15 protein-coding genes are annotated in these 15,892 nt (G+C 35.6%); 11 read left to right on the plus strand and 4 right to left on the minus strand.

Going from position 1 to position 15,892, the window contains the following annotated elements; translation table 11 throughout:
* The first annotated feature begins 54 nt into the window (after positions 1–54).
* Positions 55–846: an inositol monophosphatase family protein gene (locus LMD38_RS07325; RefSeq protein ID WP_001158698.1), complete on the plus strand. Its 792-nt coding sequence runs from the start codon at positions 55–57 to the stop codon at positions 844–846.
* A 44-nt stretch (positions 847–890) separates the two neighbouring features.
* Here LMD38_RS07325 and LMD38_RS07330 read toward each other — a convergent pair whose 3' ends face one another.
* A complete protein-coding gene (locus LMD38_RS07330) occupies positions 891–1,070 on the minus strand; it encodes a DUF5325 family protein (protein WP_000400127.1) in 180 nt (59 codons plus the stop codon).
* A 140-nt stretch (positions 1,071–1,210) separates the two neighbouring features.
* On the opposite strand from LMD38_RS07330, the gene typA reads away from it, so the two are divergent.
* The 3 genes from typA (at position 1,211) to LMD38_RS07345 (ending at position 3,804) form a co-directional block, all read left to right on the plus strand.
* Positions 1,211–3,055, plus strand: a complete 1,845-nt coding sequence (gene typA / locus LMD38_RS07335; protein ID WP_000914763.1) for a translational GTPase TypA — start codon at positions 1,211–1,213, stop codon at positions 3,053–3,055.
* A gap of 157 nt (positions 3,056–3,212) precedes the next feature.
* Positions 3,213–3,515 (plus strand): YlaH-like family protein, encoded by a 303-nt coding sequence (locus tag LMD38_RS07340; protein WP_000893666.1) that lies wholly within the window; start codon positions 3,213–3,215, stop codon positions 3,513–3,515.
* A 13-nt stretch (positions 3,516–3,528) separates the two neighbouring features.
* Positions 3,529–3,804, plus strand: coding sequence for a hypothetical protein (locus LMD38_RS07345; RefSeq protein ID WP_061183950.1), 276 nt, complete (start codon positions 3,529–3,531; stop codon positions 3,802–3,804).
* 36 nt (positions 3,805–3,840) lie between these two features.
* On the opposite strand, the gene LMD38_RS07350 is transcribed toward LMD38_RS07345, so the two are convergent.
* A complete protein-coding gene (locus tag LMD38_RS07350; protein ID WP_001995040.1) occupies positions 3,841–4,041 on the minus strand; it encodes a YlaI family protein in 201 nt (66 codons plus the stop codon).
* A 145-nt stretch (positions 4,042–4,186) separates the two neighbouring features.
* On the opposite strand from LMD38_RS07350, the gene LMD38_RS07355 reads away from it, so the two are divergent.
* Both LMD38_RS07355 and LMD38_RS07360 read left to right on the plus strand, forming a co-directional pair.
* On the plus strand, positions 4,187–4,642 hold the full coding sequence (locus tag LMD38_RS07355) for a pyridoxamine 5'-phosphate oxidase family protein (RefSeq protein ID WP_016718389.1): 456 nt from the start codon (positions 4,187–4,189) through the stop codon (positions 4,640–4,642).
* Between the two features lie 246 nt (positions 4,643–4,888).
* Positions 4,889–6,217: a PhoH family protein gene (locus LMD38_RS07360; RefSeq protein ID WP_000358083.1), complete on the plus strand. Its 1,329-nt coding sequence runs from the start codon at positions 4,889–4,891 to the stop codon at positions 6,215–6,217.
* Between the two features lie 31 nt (positions 6,218–6,248).
* On the opposite strand, the gene LMD38_RS07365 is transcribed toward LMD38_RS07360, so the two are convergent.
* A complete protein-coding gene (locus LMD38_RS07365) occupies positions 6,249–6,746 on the minus strand; it encodes a molybdopterin-binding protein (protein WP_001289788.1) in 498 nt (165 codons plus the stop codon).
* A gap of 150 nt (positions 6,747–6,896) precedes the next feature.
* Between LMD38_RS07365 and LMD38_RS07370 the strand changes: the two genes are divergently transcribed.
* The 3 genes from LMD38_RS07370 to pyc all read left to right on the plus strand — a co-directional run bounded on the left by LMD38_RS07370 (position 6,897) and on the right by pyc (position 12,272).
* Positions 6,897–7,184 carry an Fpa/YlaN family protein gene (locus LMD38_RS07370; RefSeq protein WP_000135697.1) on the plus strand — a complete coding sequence of 96 codons (288 nt, stop codon included), beginning with the start codon at positions 6,897–6,899 and terminating at the stop codon, positions 7,182–7,184.
* 125 nt (positions 7,185–7,309) lie between these two features.
* Positions 7,310–8,491: a putative lipid II flippase FtsW gene (gene ftsW / locus LMD38_RS07375; protein WP_000832785.1), complete on the plus strand. Its 1,182-nt coding sequence runs from the start codon at positions 7,310–7,312 to the stop codon at positions 8,489–8,491.
* Between the two features lie 334 nt (positions 8,492–8,825).
* Positions 8,826–12,272, plus strand: a complete 3,447-nt coding sequence (pyc, locus tag LMD38_RS07380) for a pyruvate carboxylase (RefSeq protein ID WP_000164051.1) — start codon at positions 8,826–8,828, stop codon at positions 12,270–12,272.
* 78 nt (positions 12,273–12,350) lie between these two features.
* On the opposite strand, the gene ctaA is transcribed toward pyc, so the two are convergent.
* Positions 12,351–13,286, minus strand: coding sequence for a heme A synthase (gene ctaA, locus LMD38_RS07385; protein WP_001188737.1), 936 nt, complete (start codon positions 13,284–13,286; stop codon positions 12,351–12,353).
* A gap of 498 nt (positions 13,287–13,784) precedes the next feature.
* Here ctaA and ctaB point away from each other — a divergent pair, with 498 nt between their 5' ends.
* Both ctaB and coxB read left to right on the plus strand, forming a co-directional pair.
* Positions 13,785–14,708: a protoheme IX farnesyltransferase gene (gene ctaB / locus LMD38_RS07390; protein WP_001015058.1), complete on the plus strand. Its 924-nt coding sequence runs from the start codon at positions 13,785–13,787 to the stop codon at positions 14,706–14,708.
* A 93-nt stretch (positions 14,709–14,801) separates the two neighbouring features.
* Positions 14,802–15,851 carry a cytochrome c oxidase subunit II gene (gene coxB / locus LMD38_RS07395; protein ID WP_000745271.1) on the plus strand — a complete coding sequence of 350 codons (1,050 nt, stop codon included), beginning with the start codon at positions 14,802–14,804 and terminating at the stop codon, positions 15,849–15,851.
* Positions 15,852–15,892 lie beyond the last annotated feature (41 nt).

The following is a 15,892-nucleotide window of genomic DNA, read 5'->3' on the forward strand; positions in this document are numbered from 1 at the left end:
ACCTTATAAAGGGTTCGTTTTTTCTGTGAACAGTATAGATCGGAGTGTTTAAACATGCAAGAAGTATGGAAAGACATCGATGCACACGCCAAACAGTGGATTCGGGATGCGGGAGAGCGTTTAATGGCATCAATGAAAAAAGCACTTATTATAGAAACAAAATCAAATGCAGCTGATTTAGTAACAAATATGGACCGAGAAATAGAGCAGTTTTTAATTGGGAAAATTAAAGAAACATTCCCACATCATCATATTTTAGGTGAAGAGGGCTATGGAGACGAGGTAACTTCTTCTGACGGGGTTGTTTGGTTAATTGATCCAATTGACGGCACGATGAACTTTGTTCACCAAAAAAGAAATTTTGCAATTTCAATTGGAATTTATGAGAACGGTATCGGAAAGATTGGACTTATTTATGATCCAGTTCATGATGAATTATATCATGCGTTAAAAGGGGCTGGAGCATTTTGTAATGAAGTACCAATACCTTTATTACAAAAAGGTACTGTAGAGCAAGGTATTGTAGCTTTAAATGCGATATGGCTTACCGACAATCCATTGCTTAATATGGAAAGTATGATGGCACTTGTTAAGAAAGCAAGAGGCACGAGATCATATGGCTGTGCAGCATTAGAGATGGTATACGTTGCAACTGGAAGAATCGATGCATATGTAACGCCTAGATTATCACCATGGGACTTTGGTGGGGGACAGATAATTGTAGAGGAAGTTGGAGGCAAGGTAACAACATTCTCCGGAGCGCCACTTTCTATCGTAGAGAAGAGTAGCGTATTAGTTGCGAAGCCAGGGGTGTATGAAGAAGTGTTATCGTTTATATCCAAGTAACAAAAAAAGTAAGAGGCTGTATACAGGCTTCTTACTTTTTGACGTTATTGCGATTTACGCATTTTTCTTTTTGTTACAAAACCGTATCCAACTGTAACAAATGTGCCGATAATGCAAATAATAATACCGATTGGACTATTTTCAGCAATCATAATGCCGATACCGATTAAGAAAATAACACCGATAATTGCAGTTAATAAAAAGCGATATTGAATGTGTTCCATTTCTTCACCCTCCAATCTCATTTTACTTTCACAAAAGTAAGAATACAACTATATTTTCATTCTTGATTTTATTTTAATTGCTATTGTATCCCCTTCGCTCTTATAATAGAGAAGGATTAAAAAGACATTAGGAGTTGGACATGTTGAAAAAACGACAAGATTTACGTAATATAGCAATTATTGCCCACGTTGACCATGGTAAAACAACACTTGTTGACCAGTTATTACGTCAAGCGGGGACTTTCCGTGCGAACGAACACGTTGAAGAGCGCGCAATGGATTCAAATGATCTAGAAAGAGAGCGCGGTATTACAATTTTAGCGAAAAATACTGCGATTCACTATGAAGATAAAAGAATTAACATTTTAGATACACCAGGTCACGCTGACTTCGGTGGAGAAGTAGAACGTATTATGAAAATGGTTGATGGTGTTTTACTTGTTGTTGATGCATATGAAGGTTGTATGCCACAAACACGATTTGTTTTAAAGAAAGCTCTTGAGCAAAACTTAACTCCAATCGTAGTTGTAAATAAAATTGACCGTGACTTCGCTCGCCCTGATGAAGTAGTTGATGAAGTAATTGACTTATTCATCGAACTTGGTGCAAACGAAGATCAATTAGAGTTCCCAGTTGTATTTGCATCAGCAATGAACGGAACAGCAAGCTTAGATTCAAACCCAGCAAATCAAGAAGAGAATATGAAATCATTATTTGATACAATTATTGAACATATTCCTGCACCAATTGATAACAGCGAAGAGCCACTTCAATTCCAAGTAGCACTTCTTGATTACAACGACTATGTTGGACGTATTGGAGTTGGACGCGTATTCCGCGGTACAATGAAGGTTGGACAACAAGTTGCTTTAATGAAAGTAGACGGAAGCGTAAAACAATTCCGCGTAACAAAATTATTTGGTTACATGGGATTAAAACGTCAAGAAATTGAAGAAGCAAAAGCTGGAGACTTAGTAGCTGTTTCTGGTATGGAAGACATTAACGTTGGTGAAACAGTATGCCCAGTTGAACATCAAGATGCGTTACCATTATTACGTATTGATGAGCCAACACTACAAATGACGTTCCTTGTAAATAACAGTCCATTTGCAGGTCGTGAAGGTAAATACATTACATCTCGTAAAATTGAAGAGCGTCTTCGTTCACAATTAGAAACAGATGTAAGTTTACGTGTAGATAATACAGAGTCTCCTGATGCATGGATCGTATCTGGACGTGGGGAACTACATTTATCTATCTTAATTGAAAACATGCGTCGTGAAGGTTATGAACTACAAGTATCTAAGCCAGAAGTAATTATTAAAGAAGTTGATGGCGTAAGATGTGAGCCTGTAGAGCGTGTACAAATCGATGTACCTGAAGAATACACTGGTTCTATTATGGAATCTATGGGTGCACGTAAAGGTGAAATGTTAGATATGGTGAATAACGGAAACGGTCAAGTTCGCCTTACTTTCATGGTTCCAGCACGTGGTTTAATTGGTTACACAACAGAATTCTTAACATTAACTCGTGGTTACGGTATTTTAAACCATACATTCGATTGCTACCAACCAGTACACGCTGGACAAGTTGGTGGACGTCGTCAAGGTGTTCTAGTTTCACTTGAAACAGGAAAAGCATCACAATACGGTATTATGCAAGTTGAAGACCGTGGTGTAATCTTCGTTGAACCAGGTACAGAAGTATATGCTGGTATGATTGTCGGAGAACACACTCGTGAGAATGACTTAACAGTTAACGTTGTGAAAATGAAACAACAAACTAACATTCGTTCTGCGACGAAAGATCAAACTTCAACAATGAAAAAACCACGCTTAATGACTTTAGAAGAATCATTAGAGTACTTAAACGATGACGAGTTCTGTGAAGTAACTCCAGAATCCATTCGTTTACGTAAAAAGATTCTTGATAAGAGCGAACGTGAAAGAGCTGCTAAGAAAAAGAAATCTGTAGAAGCGTAAAATAGTAAAACAGCTACCTTTAATTAAGGTAGCTGTTTTTTTATGTTTATTTTTTAGAATATTTACTCTTTTTGTGGACAGTATTTTTTTCACAGGTTACTCTTGTATTAAGTACATAAAGAAAAATGGTTTGATTTATGAGGAAGGGGGATAAATAGTGTTAGAAAGAATGTCGTTTTTTGCGAAGTTATGTAAAGTTGATGAAAATCCAGAACTAGGGATGTGGTTACTGTATGGCGTCATTATTATATTAAGTGCACTTGTGTATAATTTAGGTTTTGCAAGAAAGCTATCTATAATAAAAAATATAGTGATATATATATCGTTAGCGATTGGGTGTACAGTGTTAACTTTCTTTGCAGTTTTTTTACCTGTTGGAGAGGGGCTTGTTGTAGCAGCAATTGTACTTGGGATTTATAGGTTGAGATTACGTCAAGCAAGACAACAAAAAGCAGGATGAGGGGGGAAGCTTTATGCGTTCCGTACAAGATGCGTTATATAATTGGTTAACAATTAAAACAGTTGCCGAAGCACGTCCGGATGATAGTGCTGCAAAAGAAACGTATTTGTTATTTCAAAATATGATATATGAAGAACATAAATTGAGAAATGTGGAAGTTAAGAAGAACGAGGAAATGTATATAGTTACATATGAAATAAATGGAGAAAGAAAATCTGCAAGGTTTCCATTAGAAGCTATTGATTGTTTTTTGGATCAAATGAATCGCGAACCTGAAAAATATAAATAAGTCCTTTATCATATTGATAAAGGACTTATTTATATTTTACCAATCGTCTTCGACTTTTTTATCACGATATAATCGAAAATTACCACTTGCATGACGTTCCATCGTACGTTCAGCAATTCGTTCCGAACATTCCATGCACATATATGTATGAATAGGGCGATTACGCAGTTTTTTTGCCATAGGATTTTCATCATCTAACATATCTTTTTTATCACAAATCATACATTTGACTCTCATTTCGTCACCTCAATACGAATTCTATCAGTATAAGTATATCATGGAAGTGTAATGTTTTTGAATAATAGCGGGAAAAAATAATATTTTCGCAATTCAAAAAATAGGTTATGATAAGGATATATGAAGTATATTTGGAGGTGGAAATATGGCGAATGTAGTAGAGCCCACATTAACGGATGATTTAGTACAAACGTTACGTAAAGAGTGTATTGTTATGGTAGCAACAACAGATTTTGAAAAACAAGTTCCTAACGTAAGTGCTATTTCTTGGGTGTATGCAGTGAGTAAAACTAGTATTCGATTTGCAGTAGATCAACGTTCACGTATTGTGGAAAATATAAGACATAGTACTGGAGTGGTATTGACTATAATGGCGAATGAATCCGTATTTTCCATAAGTGGTGCAGGTGAAATTTTGACTGATAGAATGGAAGGCATTCCTTTAAAATTGACTGTAATAGAAGTAAATGTACAAGAAGTACGTGATGTTATGTTTTATGGTGCAAAACTTGCAATTGAACCAACATATGAAAAAACGTATGATCTTCGTGCAGCTAAAAAGCTCGATAACCAGGTGTTAGTAGGAATGAAAGAATTATAAATGTGATAAATAAGAAAGTCAGTTATTAACTTTTGTAATTACTTATTGTGATTTTATGTTAATAATTATAATTAAAAGTAATATATTGAATAGAAATGAATAAAAAATAAATAAAAGGTTTAATGGCTATAAATTTCGATTCTACCTCGTTTATACGGTACATATAATTATAACAATGGTTCGTCCATATTTTATGGATGAAACCCTTGTTCTACAAATTTAAAAGTGGAGTCAGGGGGTAACAGGTTGGATAAAATTTATGTGTTAGATACGAATGTACTTTTGCAGGATCCTTTATCTATTTTTTCATTTGAAACCAATGAAGTAGTGATTCCAGCAGTTGTATTAGAAGAGGTTGATTCGAAAAAACGTTATATGGATGAAGTAGGACGAAACGCTCGTTATGTATCTAAGTTAATAGACAAATTTCGTGAAATAGGAAAACTGCATGAAAGTATTCCGCTAGAAAACGGCGGTACATTTCGTATTGAATTAAATCATCGTTCGTTTGTCCAACTACAAGATATTTTTGTAGAAAAAACAAATGATAATCGAATTTTAGCTGTAGCAAAAAATCTATCTTTAGAAGAACAAGAAAAAGAGGACGGGAAGTCTGTTATTTTAGTAAGTAAAGACGTGCTCGTAAGGGTAAAAGCAGATGCAATAGGTTTAAAGGCGGAAGATTATTTAAGTGATCGGGTTATTGAAGTGGAAAATATATATTCAGGATTTTTAGAAGGATATATATCAAAAGAACAATTGGATTATTTTTATGAAAAAGGCGAATTGCCTTTATCCGAAATTGCAAATCATCCTTTTTATCCAAATCAGTTTGTAGTAATGAAAGATGCGTTAGGTGGATCTAGTTCAGCACTAGGTATTGTGGATCATTTAGGTAAAAAGGTAAAGAAACTTATTTTTCATAATGAACAAGTATGGGGAATACGACCACGAAATGTGCAGCAAATTATGGGATTAGAATTGTTGCTTCGTGAAGATATTCCGCTAGTCACGCTAACAGGGAAAGCTGGTACAGGAAAGACATTACTAGCTTTAGCTTCGGGGCTCATGCAAACGGAAGATTTAGGGTTATATAAAAAACTACTCGTTGCACGGCCAATTGTTCCAGTTGGGAAAGATATCGGTTATTTACCGGGAGAAAAAGAAGAAAAGTTAAGACCGTGGATGCAACCGATTTTTGATAATCTAGAGTATTTATTTAATACGAAAAAACCAGGAGAGTTAGATGCTATTTTAGCTGGAATGGGTTCGATAGAAGTAGAAGCTCTTACGTATATACGCGGGAGAAGTATTCCAGATCAATTCATTATAATTGACGAAGCACAAAATTTAACGAAGCATGAAGTGAAAACGATACTAACGAGGGTAGGAGAAAAAAGTAAGATCGTATTAATGGGAGATCCTCAGCAAATTGATCATCCGTATTTGGATGAGTATAATAACGGTTTAACATATGTTGTAGAGAAATTTAAAGAGCAACGTATTAGTGGTCATGTGAAATTTGTAAAAGGGGAGCGATCTAATTTAGCTCAACTAGCAGCAGATTTATTATAAAAAGGAGTGAGCTGAAGCTCACTCCTTTTCTTTAAATAATTGTAAATTTGCGGATGTTACGGATTGGATTTTGTCTATTAGATCCATCATTGTAATATAAATGAACAGGTCCATCTTCTTTTAATGGTTTTCCTTCTTTTGAAAAACCAAGAATAGCATGTTTGACAGTTTCTAATGGAAGCGTTATTGTATCATCTACTGTTTCGATCTCGACTTGCGTAGCGTCATCTGAAATTTCGGCGTTAGCAAGAAAAGGTTGAAATGGTATACCGAACGTTCCAGTAATTAGCTGTTCTTTTTTAAATTTCTTTACACTTTGTTGTATCGGCGGGAAAGCAGCACCATCACGGATTTCGCGATCCCAATGTTCCGAAGTGTTTTTTAAATAAGCTTCTAGTTCTGAAGTGTTTTCTCTCGTTTCATCAAAGTAAGTTGTCAAATCTACTTTTCGATCATCAAAGATCCAAACGGTTGGATCGATAGTGATTGGAAAACGAACTTTTCCATTAATAAATAAAATTTCGCTCATTGTTGTTCCCCCATTTGTGTTATACTCCCACTTTTCAGTATAATAGTATTAGACACTATTGTCACAAAAAATGTTTCTATTGCAATTTATTAAAACTATCGCTAATATTAATAGATAGGAGAGAGTAGGACGGAAACGGAGGGAATCAATTTGGCGTCTGAGACAGTATCAAATCATCAGGAAAAGGCACTAGCCCTTCTACAAGCGGATGCGGAGAAGATTTTAAGACTTATTAAGGTGCAAATGGACCATCTTACAATGCCGCAATGTCCATTATATGAAGAAGTGTTAGACACACAAATGTTTGGACTATCCCGCGAAGTCGATTTTGCAGTTCGCCTTGGTCTTATTTCAGAAGAACAAGGGAAAGCAATGTTAGGAGAGCTTGAACGTGAGTTATCTGCACTTCATGAAGCATTTACAAACAAACAACAATAACGGGTTCAAATAAGGGGGCTCAAACTGAAAAAGTTTGAGCTTTTTATTTGTATAATAAAGCAGGAAGAATCAATGTACATATGGAATACAACAATAATTAAATTGAAACAGAGAGAGGAAATGAAATGAAAAGAGTATGGAAATCAATGGATTATTCATTATTACTTCCTCTTGTTATCTTATGTGTGTTGGGAGTTATAATGGTATATAGTTCTAGTTCCATTGTTGCGATTTCGTCAAGATATAACTGGCCAGCAGATTACTTTTTTAAAAAACAATTATTGGCCCTTGCTATTGGGACGGTAATACTAGTGATTGTTGTTATAATTCCTTACAAATTTTGGAGGAAAGGAATGGTTCTAGCTGCGATGGGGCTAGGGAGTCTTGTCTTACTAGCAGCAGCCTATCTTTTCGGTAAGGAAATCAATGGTGCAAAAGGATGGATACTGGGTATACAACCTGCCGAGTTTGCTAAAATAGCTGTTATTATTACGCTAGCAAGTTTTTTTGCTAAGAAACAAGAGAGGCAAACTCCTTTTTTACAAGGGATTATCCCCCCTATAGCTGTTGTCGGTGGATCGATGGTATTAATTTTATTACAAAAGGACTTAGGGACTGACCTATTAATAGGTGGAACAGTGTTAATTATGTTCTTCTGCTCAGGAGTTAATGTTAACTTGTGGATAAAAAGATTCTTTTTAACTTCTATCATATGGATTCCAGCATTGTATTTTATTGGGAGTTATAAATTGAAAGCTTACCAAAAAGCTCGATTTTCAGTTTTTCTTGATCCATTTAACGATCCTCAAAATGATGGATTCCAATTAGTTAATTCGTTTATTGGAATTGCCTCAGGTGGGTTAAATGGTAGAGGATTAGGGAATAGTATACAAAAGTATGGCTACTTACCAGAGCCGCAAACGGATTTCATTATGGCAATTATATCTGAAGAACTAGGTTTTATAGGTGTAGCTATCATTTTAATCTGTTTATTACTTATTATTATTCGTTCGTTTAGAGTAGCACAAAAATGTAAAGATCCATTTGGAAGTTTAATTGCAATCGGAATTGCAAGTTTAATTGGCATACAAACTTTTGTTAATGTTGGTGGTATGTCAGGATTAATACCGCTTACAGGAGTACCTTTACCGTTTATTAGTTATGGCGGTAGTTCCTTGTTGGCTAATCTGATCTCGATGGGTATATTATTAAATATTGCTAGTCATGTGAAACGACAAGAGAAACAGCAAAATGAGGAAATGAAAGAAAGAGAACAAGATGGACCACGTCTTGTAGTTGTAAAATAAAACACATTGTGCTTTAGAGCATGATGTGTTTTTTTATTTTTAAGTAGTTTTTAAATGTGATGTATTAATTTCTCTTTCAGGTAAAAGGGTATATCACATTAATCCAAAAGTGATATACAATTAAGTTGTTAGAAAAGGAAGAGGTATGCTATACTATTTTTGTGAGACAAATTGCTCAGAAAACTTATCATTTGTTAAAAAATAAGGTATGATGGATAAAAATAAAGTGAAGCTTTCTAAGTATAATATAATGTAGAAAGTGAAGAACTTCACGCTCTTTATGGTGTGTATATATTTTATCTCTAGAGTGGTAGGAAAGTAGAGGGGGAAAATCATGACAAAGCTGCAACGTATTCAAAAAGTATTGGTAGCTAACCGTGGAGAGATTGCAATTCGTGTGTTTCGAGCTTGTTCGGAACTGGGATTAAAAACAGTTGCAATCTATTCTAAAGAGGATAGTGGTTCTTATCATCGTTATAAAGCCGATGAATCCTATTTAGTTGGGGAAGGAAAAAAGCCAATTGATGCTTATCTAGATATTGAGGGCATTATTGAGATTGCGAAAAGTAATCATGTAGATGCAATCCACCCTGGATATGGTTTCTTGTCAGAAAATATTCAATTCGCAAAACGTTGTGAAGAAGAAGGGATTATCTTTATCGGTCCAAAAAGTAAGCATTTAGATATGTTTGGAGATAAAGTAAAAGCAAGAACACAAGCGCAGCTAGCACAAATTCCAGTTATTCCTGGTAGTGATGGGCCAGTAGATTCATTAGAAGAAGTCGAAGAATTTGCTGAAAAGTATGATTACCCGATTATTATTAAAGCTTCCCTTGGCGGTGGCGGTCGTGGTATGCGTATTGTACGTACTAGTGAAGAATTAAGAGAATCGTATAATCGAGCAAAGTCAGAAGCGAAAGCAGCCTTTGGTAATGATGAAGTATACGTAGAAAAATTCGTTGAAAAACCTAAACATATAGAAGTTCAAATTTTAGCAGATGAAGAGGGCAATGTTGTTCATTTATACGAGCGAGACTGTTCTGTACAACGTCGTCATCAAAAAGTAGTAGAAATTGCACCTAGTGTGTCGCTTTCAGATGATTTGCGTCAGCGTATTTGTGATGCTGCTGTGAAATTAACGAAAAATGTAAATTATTTAAACGCAGGAACAGTTGAATTTCTTGTAAAAGATGATAATTTCTATTTCATTGAAGTAAATCCGCGTGTTCAAGTAGAACATACAATTACAGAAATGATTACAGGAGTCGATATCGTTCAATCACAAATTTTAATAGCTGATGGACATGCATTACATAGCAAATTGGTAGGTGTTCCAAAGCAAGAGGAAGTTGTTGTACATGGATTTGCAATACAATCTCGAGTAACGACTGAGGATCCACTAAATAATTTCATGCCGGATACAGGAAAAATTATGGCATATCGATCAGGTGGTGGCTTTGGAGTTCGTCTTGATACAGGTAATAGTTTCCAAGGTGCTGTTATTACACCGTACTATGATTCTTTACTTGTAAAAGTTACAACATGGGCGCTTACTTTTGAACAAGCTGCTGCAAAAATGGAACGTAACTTAAAAGAATTCCGTATTCGTGGTATTAAAACGAATATTCCATTCCTAGAGAATGTAGTAAAACATAAAAACTTCTTATCAGGGGAATATGACACTTCATTTATTGATGCGTCACCTGAACTATTCTTGTTCTCGAAACGTAAAGACCGAGGAACGAAAATGTTAAATTACATCGGGACAGTAACAGTAAATGGCTTCCCAGGAGTAGGGAAAAAAGAGAAACCAATTTTCCCAGATGCTCGTATACCGAATGTATTACACTCAGAGCCAATCCAAAATGGAACGAAACAAATTTTGGATGAGCGTGGAGCAGACGGATTAGTAAAATGGGTACAAGATCAAAAACGTGTACTTTTAACGGATACAACATTCCGTGATGCGCATCAGTCATTACTTGCAACGCGTATTCGTACAAAAGATTTACACCAAATTGCAGAGCCGACAGCGAGAATGTTACCGAACTTATTCTCAGCAGAAATGTGGGGCGGTGCGACGTTTGATGTTGCATATCGTTTCTTAAAAGAAGATCCGTGGGAACGATTACTAGATCTTCGTGAAAAAATGCCAAATGTTTTATTCCAAATGTTACTTCGTTCTTCAAACGCGGTTGGTTACAAAAACTATCCGGATAATTTAATTCAAAAGTTTGTGGAGTGTTCTGCTCAAGCTGGAATTGATGTGTTCCGTATTTTTGATAGCTTAAACTGGGTAGAAGGTATGAGAGTTGCGATTGATGCTGTACGAGATACTGGTAAAATTGCAGAAGCAACTATGTGTTACACAGGGGATATTCATGATCCGTTACGTAGTAAATATGATTTAAATTACTATAAAAATTTAGCAAAAGAATTAGAAGCATCAGGAGCTCACATTTTAGGTATTAAAGATATGGCGGGCTTACTAAAACCAAATGCAGCATATGATTTAGTTTCAGCATTAAAAGAGACGGTATCGATTCCGATTCACCTGCACACACACGATACGAGTGGAAATGGTATATTAACGTATACGAAAGCAATTGAAGCAGGTGTTGACATTGTCGATGTAGCAGTAAGTTCTATGGCTGGTCAAACGTCACAACCAAGTGCGAACACGCTATACTATGCGTTAGGTGGAAACGAAAGACAGCCAGATGTTAATATAGATTCATTAGAAAAATTATCTCATTACTGGGAAGATGTACGTAAATACTACGCACCGTTTGAAAGTGGTATGAATGCTCCTCATACAGAGGTATATATGCACGAAATGCCAGGCGGACAGTATAGTAATTTACAACAACAAGCGAAAGCGGTTGGCTTAGGCGATCGTTTCGATGAAGTGAAAGTAATGTACCGCCGTGTGAATGACATGTTTGGTGATATTGTTAAAGTAACGCCATCATCTAAAGTTGTCGGTGATATGGCATTATTCATGGTTCAAAATCACTTAACAGAACAAGATGTTTTAGAGCGTGGACATTCTATGGACTTCCCAGGATCTGTTGTTGAAATGTTCTCTGGAGATTTAGGACAACCATATGGTGGTTTCCCGAAAAAGTTACAAGAAATTATTTTAAAAGGGAAAGAACCATTAACAGTAAGACCAGGTGAATTATTAGAACCAGTAGATTTCGACGCGTTAAAAGAAGAGCTATTCCATAAACTTGGACGCGAAGTGACGATGTTTGATGTAGTTGCATATGCATTATATCCAAAAGTATTTATGGATTACGAAAAAGTTGCTGAGATTTATGGAAATGTATCTGTGCTTGATACACCGACTTTCTTCTATGGTATGAGACTTGGTGAAGAAATCGATGTGGAAATTGAACAAGGTAAAACATTGATGGTTAAACTAGTATCAATTGGAGAGCCTCAGCCAGATGGAAATCGAGTTCTTTACTTGGAGTTTAACGGTCAACCACGTGAGATTGTTGTGAAAGACGAAAGTGTGAAAGCGACAGTTGCACAACGTGTGAAAGGAAACCGTGAAAATCCAAACCACATTAGCGCAACAATGCCAGGAACGGTTATTAAAGTAGTTGTAAAAGAAGGCGATGAAGTGAAAAAAGGCGATTCTATGGCAATTACAGAAGCGATGAAAATGGAAACGACAGTTCAAGCGCCGTTTAATGGTAAAGTGAAAAAAGTATATGTTAACGATGGAGATGCAATTCAAACGGGTGACTTACTCATTGAATTAGATCACTAAAATAAAAAAGGGTTGTGGAAACACAGCTCTTTTTTATTACGAAAAAATACCTTGCCAATTCGGGCAAGGTATTTTCATTTATTTTGTTTGTTTAGAAGTTGATGCAGCTTCTTTTGCATTCACTTTACTTCTTGTACCTAACATAACTAAATAGCATAGTACAGCAAACAAGCAAGAAATGAATAGTGAATGTAATAATGCCATTGATAAACTAGCATTTGTAAATACGACTAAAATTCCTACGATAGCTTGAAGTGTAACAAGGATAAATGAGATGATCCATCCCCAGTATACGACAGGCTGCTGTTTGTAATGGCGGATAGCGAGAATCATCGCGTATAGTATCCAAGCGAAAATTAACATCGCTGCAACTCTATGTCCCATTTGAACCCATTCATGTAATTGAGTTGGCATAGGTCTATTTTTGCTACATAAAGGAAAGTCTGGACAGGCTAAGCTAGCTCGTTCGTGACGTACTAAAGCCCCTGTGTAGACGACAATATAACTGTAAATTGTTACACCATAAATATGAAATTTCATTTTTTTGTCCATAATAAGTGAACGTGCATCAAATTTTTGGTCAATTTCAAAGATAAGACACGTTAATAAAATGACAGAAGCAAATGAAATTAAGGAAATACCGAAATGGATAGCAAGTACAGCTGGCATTTGCCCCCAAACAACCGCTGCGGCTCCCATTAATGCTTGTGCAACTAAAAATACGAAGGATAAAATTGCTAACGTTTTTGTTTCGCGCACATGTTTATAATATTTCCAGGACAAAATACAAAGGAGAGTGACAAGAATTCCTGCTGATCCTGATGTAAGGCGATGACTTAGTTCAATAATAGTTTCCATTGATAAATTAGATGGAACAAATTCACCGTTACAAAGTGGCCATGATTTACCGCATCCTTGGCCAGAGCCTGTTTTTGTAACTAAGGCGCCTCCTAATAAAACTATTAATAAATCAAGACTCGTAATGACTGCTAACCATTTAATAAAGCGTTGCAATCTCTTTCACCATCTTTCTGCTATGAAGTTATTGCGAAATATTTTCATTCCATTATGTATAGAATAAAACGCGCTAGTTCCTATGATATATAAAAAATAATAAAATAGCAAAGAAATGGAGGGGGAAGACAGGGAAGAGAAAACGGGTGTGGAAATAAGGTTTATAAGGAAATTTTTAGGTGAAAAATAGGCTATTTTGAAAAGAAATGGGGAGAATACGTGTTAAATATGACAAAAAAGTTTATTATAGAAGGTAACATCATGTTATGATATGGATAAGTAACAATTAAGTTTTTTATGTTCGACACAAAAAGTTCATGTTTTCTTCACAAAATGTTCGGGAAATATGATTTAATATATTGGAGTATGGGCGTAGATTAGTAGTAGAATGGGTTAACAATGTTTCTACTGTAATAATATTGCTATATAGAAGCGAAATATTTCAATTTGAAATAGGCGCAAAAAGAAAGATGAAAGTTTTAAGAGGGGGTTAAAGTGATGAACCATGCAACAAGTGAGCTGCATGATGAGTCTGCTGTTACAAGCGTACCGGAAACAACTCGGTTACAAGATTTAAAAGCGCTCGTTAAAATGGGGATTGTAAACTCAAATACACTTACTGTATTTACAGGATTTTGGTTGGCATTACACTTTAATGGATTAAGTGTAATGGACAATCTGGATAAGTTATTCTTTACAATCGTTGGTTCTGGATTAGTTATGGCAGGGGTATGTTGTTTAAACAACTACATTGATCGAGACATCGATCCATTAATGGAAAGAACAAAGACCCGTCCAACGGTTACTGGAAAGTATAAACCAGGATTTGCACTTACATTTGGACTAGTTATATTACTTCTTGGTTTTGTATTTTTATTATTAACAACACCAATGGCAGTCTTAATGGGATTTATTGGTGCTTTCACATATGTTGTTCTATATAGTTTATGGACAAAGAGAAAGTATACACTAAATACTGTTGTAGGTAGTATATCTGGTGCAGTTCCACCTTTAATTGGATGGGCAGCAATCGATCCATCTTTAGGCCATCCAATTGCTTGGATGTTATTTTTAATTATGTTTATTTGGCAAATCCCACATTTCCTTGCATTAGCAATGAAACGTGTTGATGAATATCGAAACGCAGGAATTCCAATGCTTCCTGTAGTTCATGGATTTGAAATTACGAAACGCCAAATTATGATTTGGACAGTATGTTTATTACCACTACCATTTTATATGAGTGGACTAGGGATAACATTTATGGTAATTGCAACACTGCTTAACATCGGATGGATCGTTTTAGGTTTTTATGGCTTCCGTAAGAAAGATGACATCAAATGGTCTGTGCAAATGTTTGTTTATTCCCTAAATTATTTAACAATCTTATTTGTATCAATGATTGTAGTTACATTCTTCTAAGACAACGACATAATTGGATTTCTTTACGTTGAGATTTACTTTACTTAACTATAAAGTACAATCTAATTCACAAGGAAAGTGGGGGTTGTTTGTATGAAGAAACAGTGGCGACTGCTTTCGTTCGTTTCACTGCTGGCTTTACTGTTAGGGGGATGCGGTAAAGCCTTTCAATCTACTTTAATTCCGCAAGGAGAAGTAGCAAAAATGCAATACGATCTGCTCTTACTAGCAAGTGCGATCATGGTAGGAGTAGTACTAGTAGTTACTATTATTTTCTTATATGTAATTGTGCGTTTCCGACAAAAGAAAGGTCAGGAAGATTATATTCCGGAGCAAGTTGAAGGGAATCACAAACTAGAAATTATATGGACAGTTATTCCGATTATTCTTTTGCTAATCTTAGCTGTTCCGACGGTTACATATACATTCAAACTTGCTGATGTAAGTGCGATGGAGAAAAAGAATATTGATAAAGATACTATCGTTGTTGATGTAACAGCGAATCTTTATTGGTGGGAATTTTCTTATAAATCAGAAAAGATAGTAACTTCTCAAGATTTAGTCATCCCCACAGGTAAGAAAGTGTATTTGAATTTGAAGGGTGCCGATATTAAACATTCGTTTTGGGTTCCATCTTTAGCTGGGAAAATGGATACAAATACAGATAATGTAAACAAAATGTGGTTAAAGGCAGATAAATCGGGCACTTATAATGGTTTTTGTACAGAATTTTGCGGCCCATCACATTCTTTAATGCAATTCAAAGTGAAAGCTTTAGATGAAAGCGAGTACAAAAAGTGGCTTGCTGATATGAAGAAAATTGATGGGAAGAAAGAAGTAGCTTCAACAAAGGCGCAAGAAGGCCAAGAAATATTTAATAAAAGCTGTATTGGTTGTCACGCAGTTGGATCTAATGATAGTAGACCACCTTCCGCTCGTATCGCACCAAACTTAGCAAACTTTGCGGATCGCGATACAGTTGCCGGCATTGCTGAAAACAATGAAGAAAACTTAAAAAAATGGCTGAAAGATCCTGAAAATATGAAACCAGGAAATAAAATGACTGGTAAATATGGCAACTTAACAGACGATCAAATTGATGCATTAAATGCATATTTACAAACGTTAAAAGTTGAAAAGTAAAGAGGGATTATTCGCGAAGGGGAGGTTGAAAACGTGAGTTC

Origin of the sequence: Bacillus pacificus (genome assembly GCF_020861345.1) — a bacterium.
In the GTDB taxonomy this organism is placed as follows: Bacteria; Bacillota; Bacilli; order Bacillales; family Bacillaceae_G; genus Bacillus_A; species Bacillus_A pacificus.

Excerpts from the sequence above, each read along its gene's own strand:
- LMD38_RS07325 (WP_001158698.1), top strand. The coding sequence starts at position 55 with ATGCAAGAAGTATGGAAAGACATCGATGCACACGCCAAACAGTGGATT.
- LMD38_RS07330 (WP_000400127.1), bottom strand. The coding sequence starts at position 1,070 with ATGGAACACATTCAATATCGCTTTTTATTAACTGCAATTATCGGTGTT.
- typA (WP_000914763.1), top strand. The coding sequence starts at position 1,211 with ATGTTGAAAAAACGACAAGATTTACGTAATATAGCAATTATTGCCCAC.
- LMD38_RS07345 (WP_061183950.1), top strand. The coding sequence starts at position 3,529 with ATGCGTTCCGTACAAGATGCGTTATATAATTGGTTAACAATTAAAACA.
- LMD38_RS07350 (WP_001995040.1), bottom strand. The coding sequence starts at position 4,041 with ATGAGAGTCAAATGTATGATTTGTGATAAAAAAGATATGTTAGATGAT.
- LMD38_RS07355 (WP_016718389.1), top strand. The coding sequence starts at position 4,187 with ATGGCGAATGTAGTAGAGCCCACATTAACGGATGATTTAGTACAAACG.
- LMD38_RS07365 (WP_001289788.1), bottom strand. The coding sequence starts at position 6,746 with ATGAGCGAAATTTTATTTATTAATGGAAAAGTTCGTTTTCCAATCACT.
- ftsW (WP_000832785.1), top strand. The coding sequence starts at position 7,310 with ATGAAAAGAGTATGGAAATCAATGGATTATTCATTATTACTTCCTCTT.
- pyc (WP_000164051.1), top strand. The coding sequence starts at position 8,826 with ATGACAAAGCTGCAACGTATTCAAAAAGTATTGGTAGCTAACCGTGGA.
- ctaB (WP_001015058.1), top strand. The coding sequence starts at position 13,785 with ATGAACCATGCAACAAGTGAGCTGCATGATGAGTCTGCTGTTACAAGC.
- coxB (WP_000745271.1), top strand. The coding sequence starts at position 14,802 with ATGAAGAAACAGTGGCGACTGCTTTCGTTCGTTTCACTGCTGGCTTTA.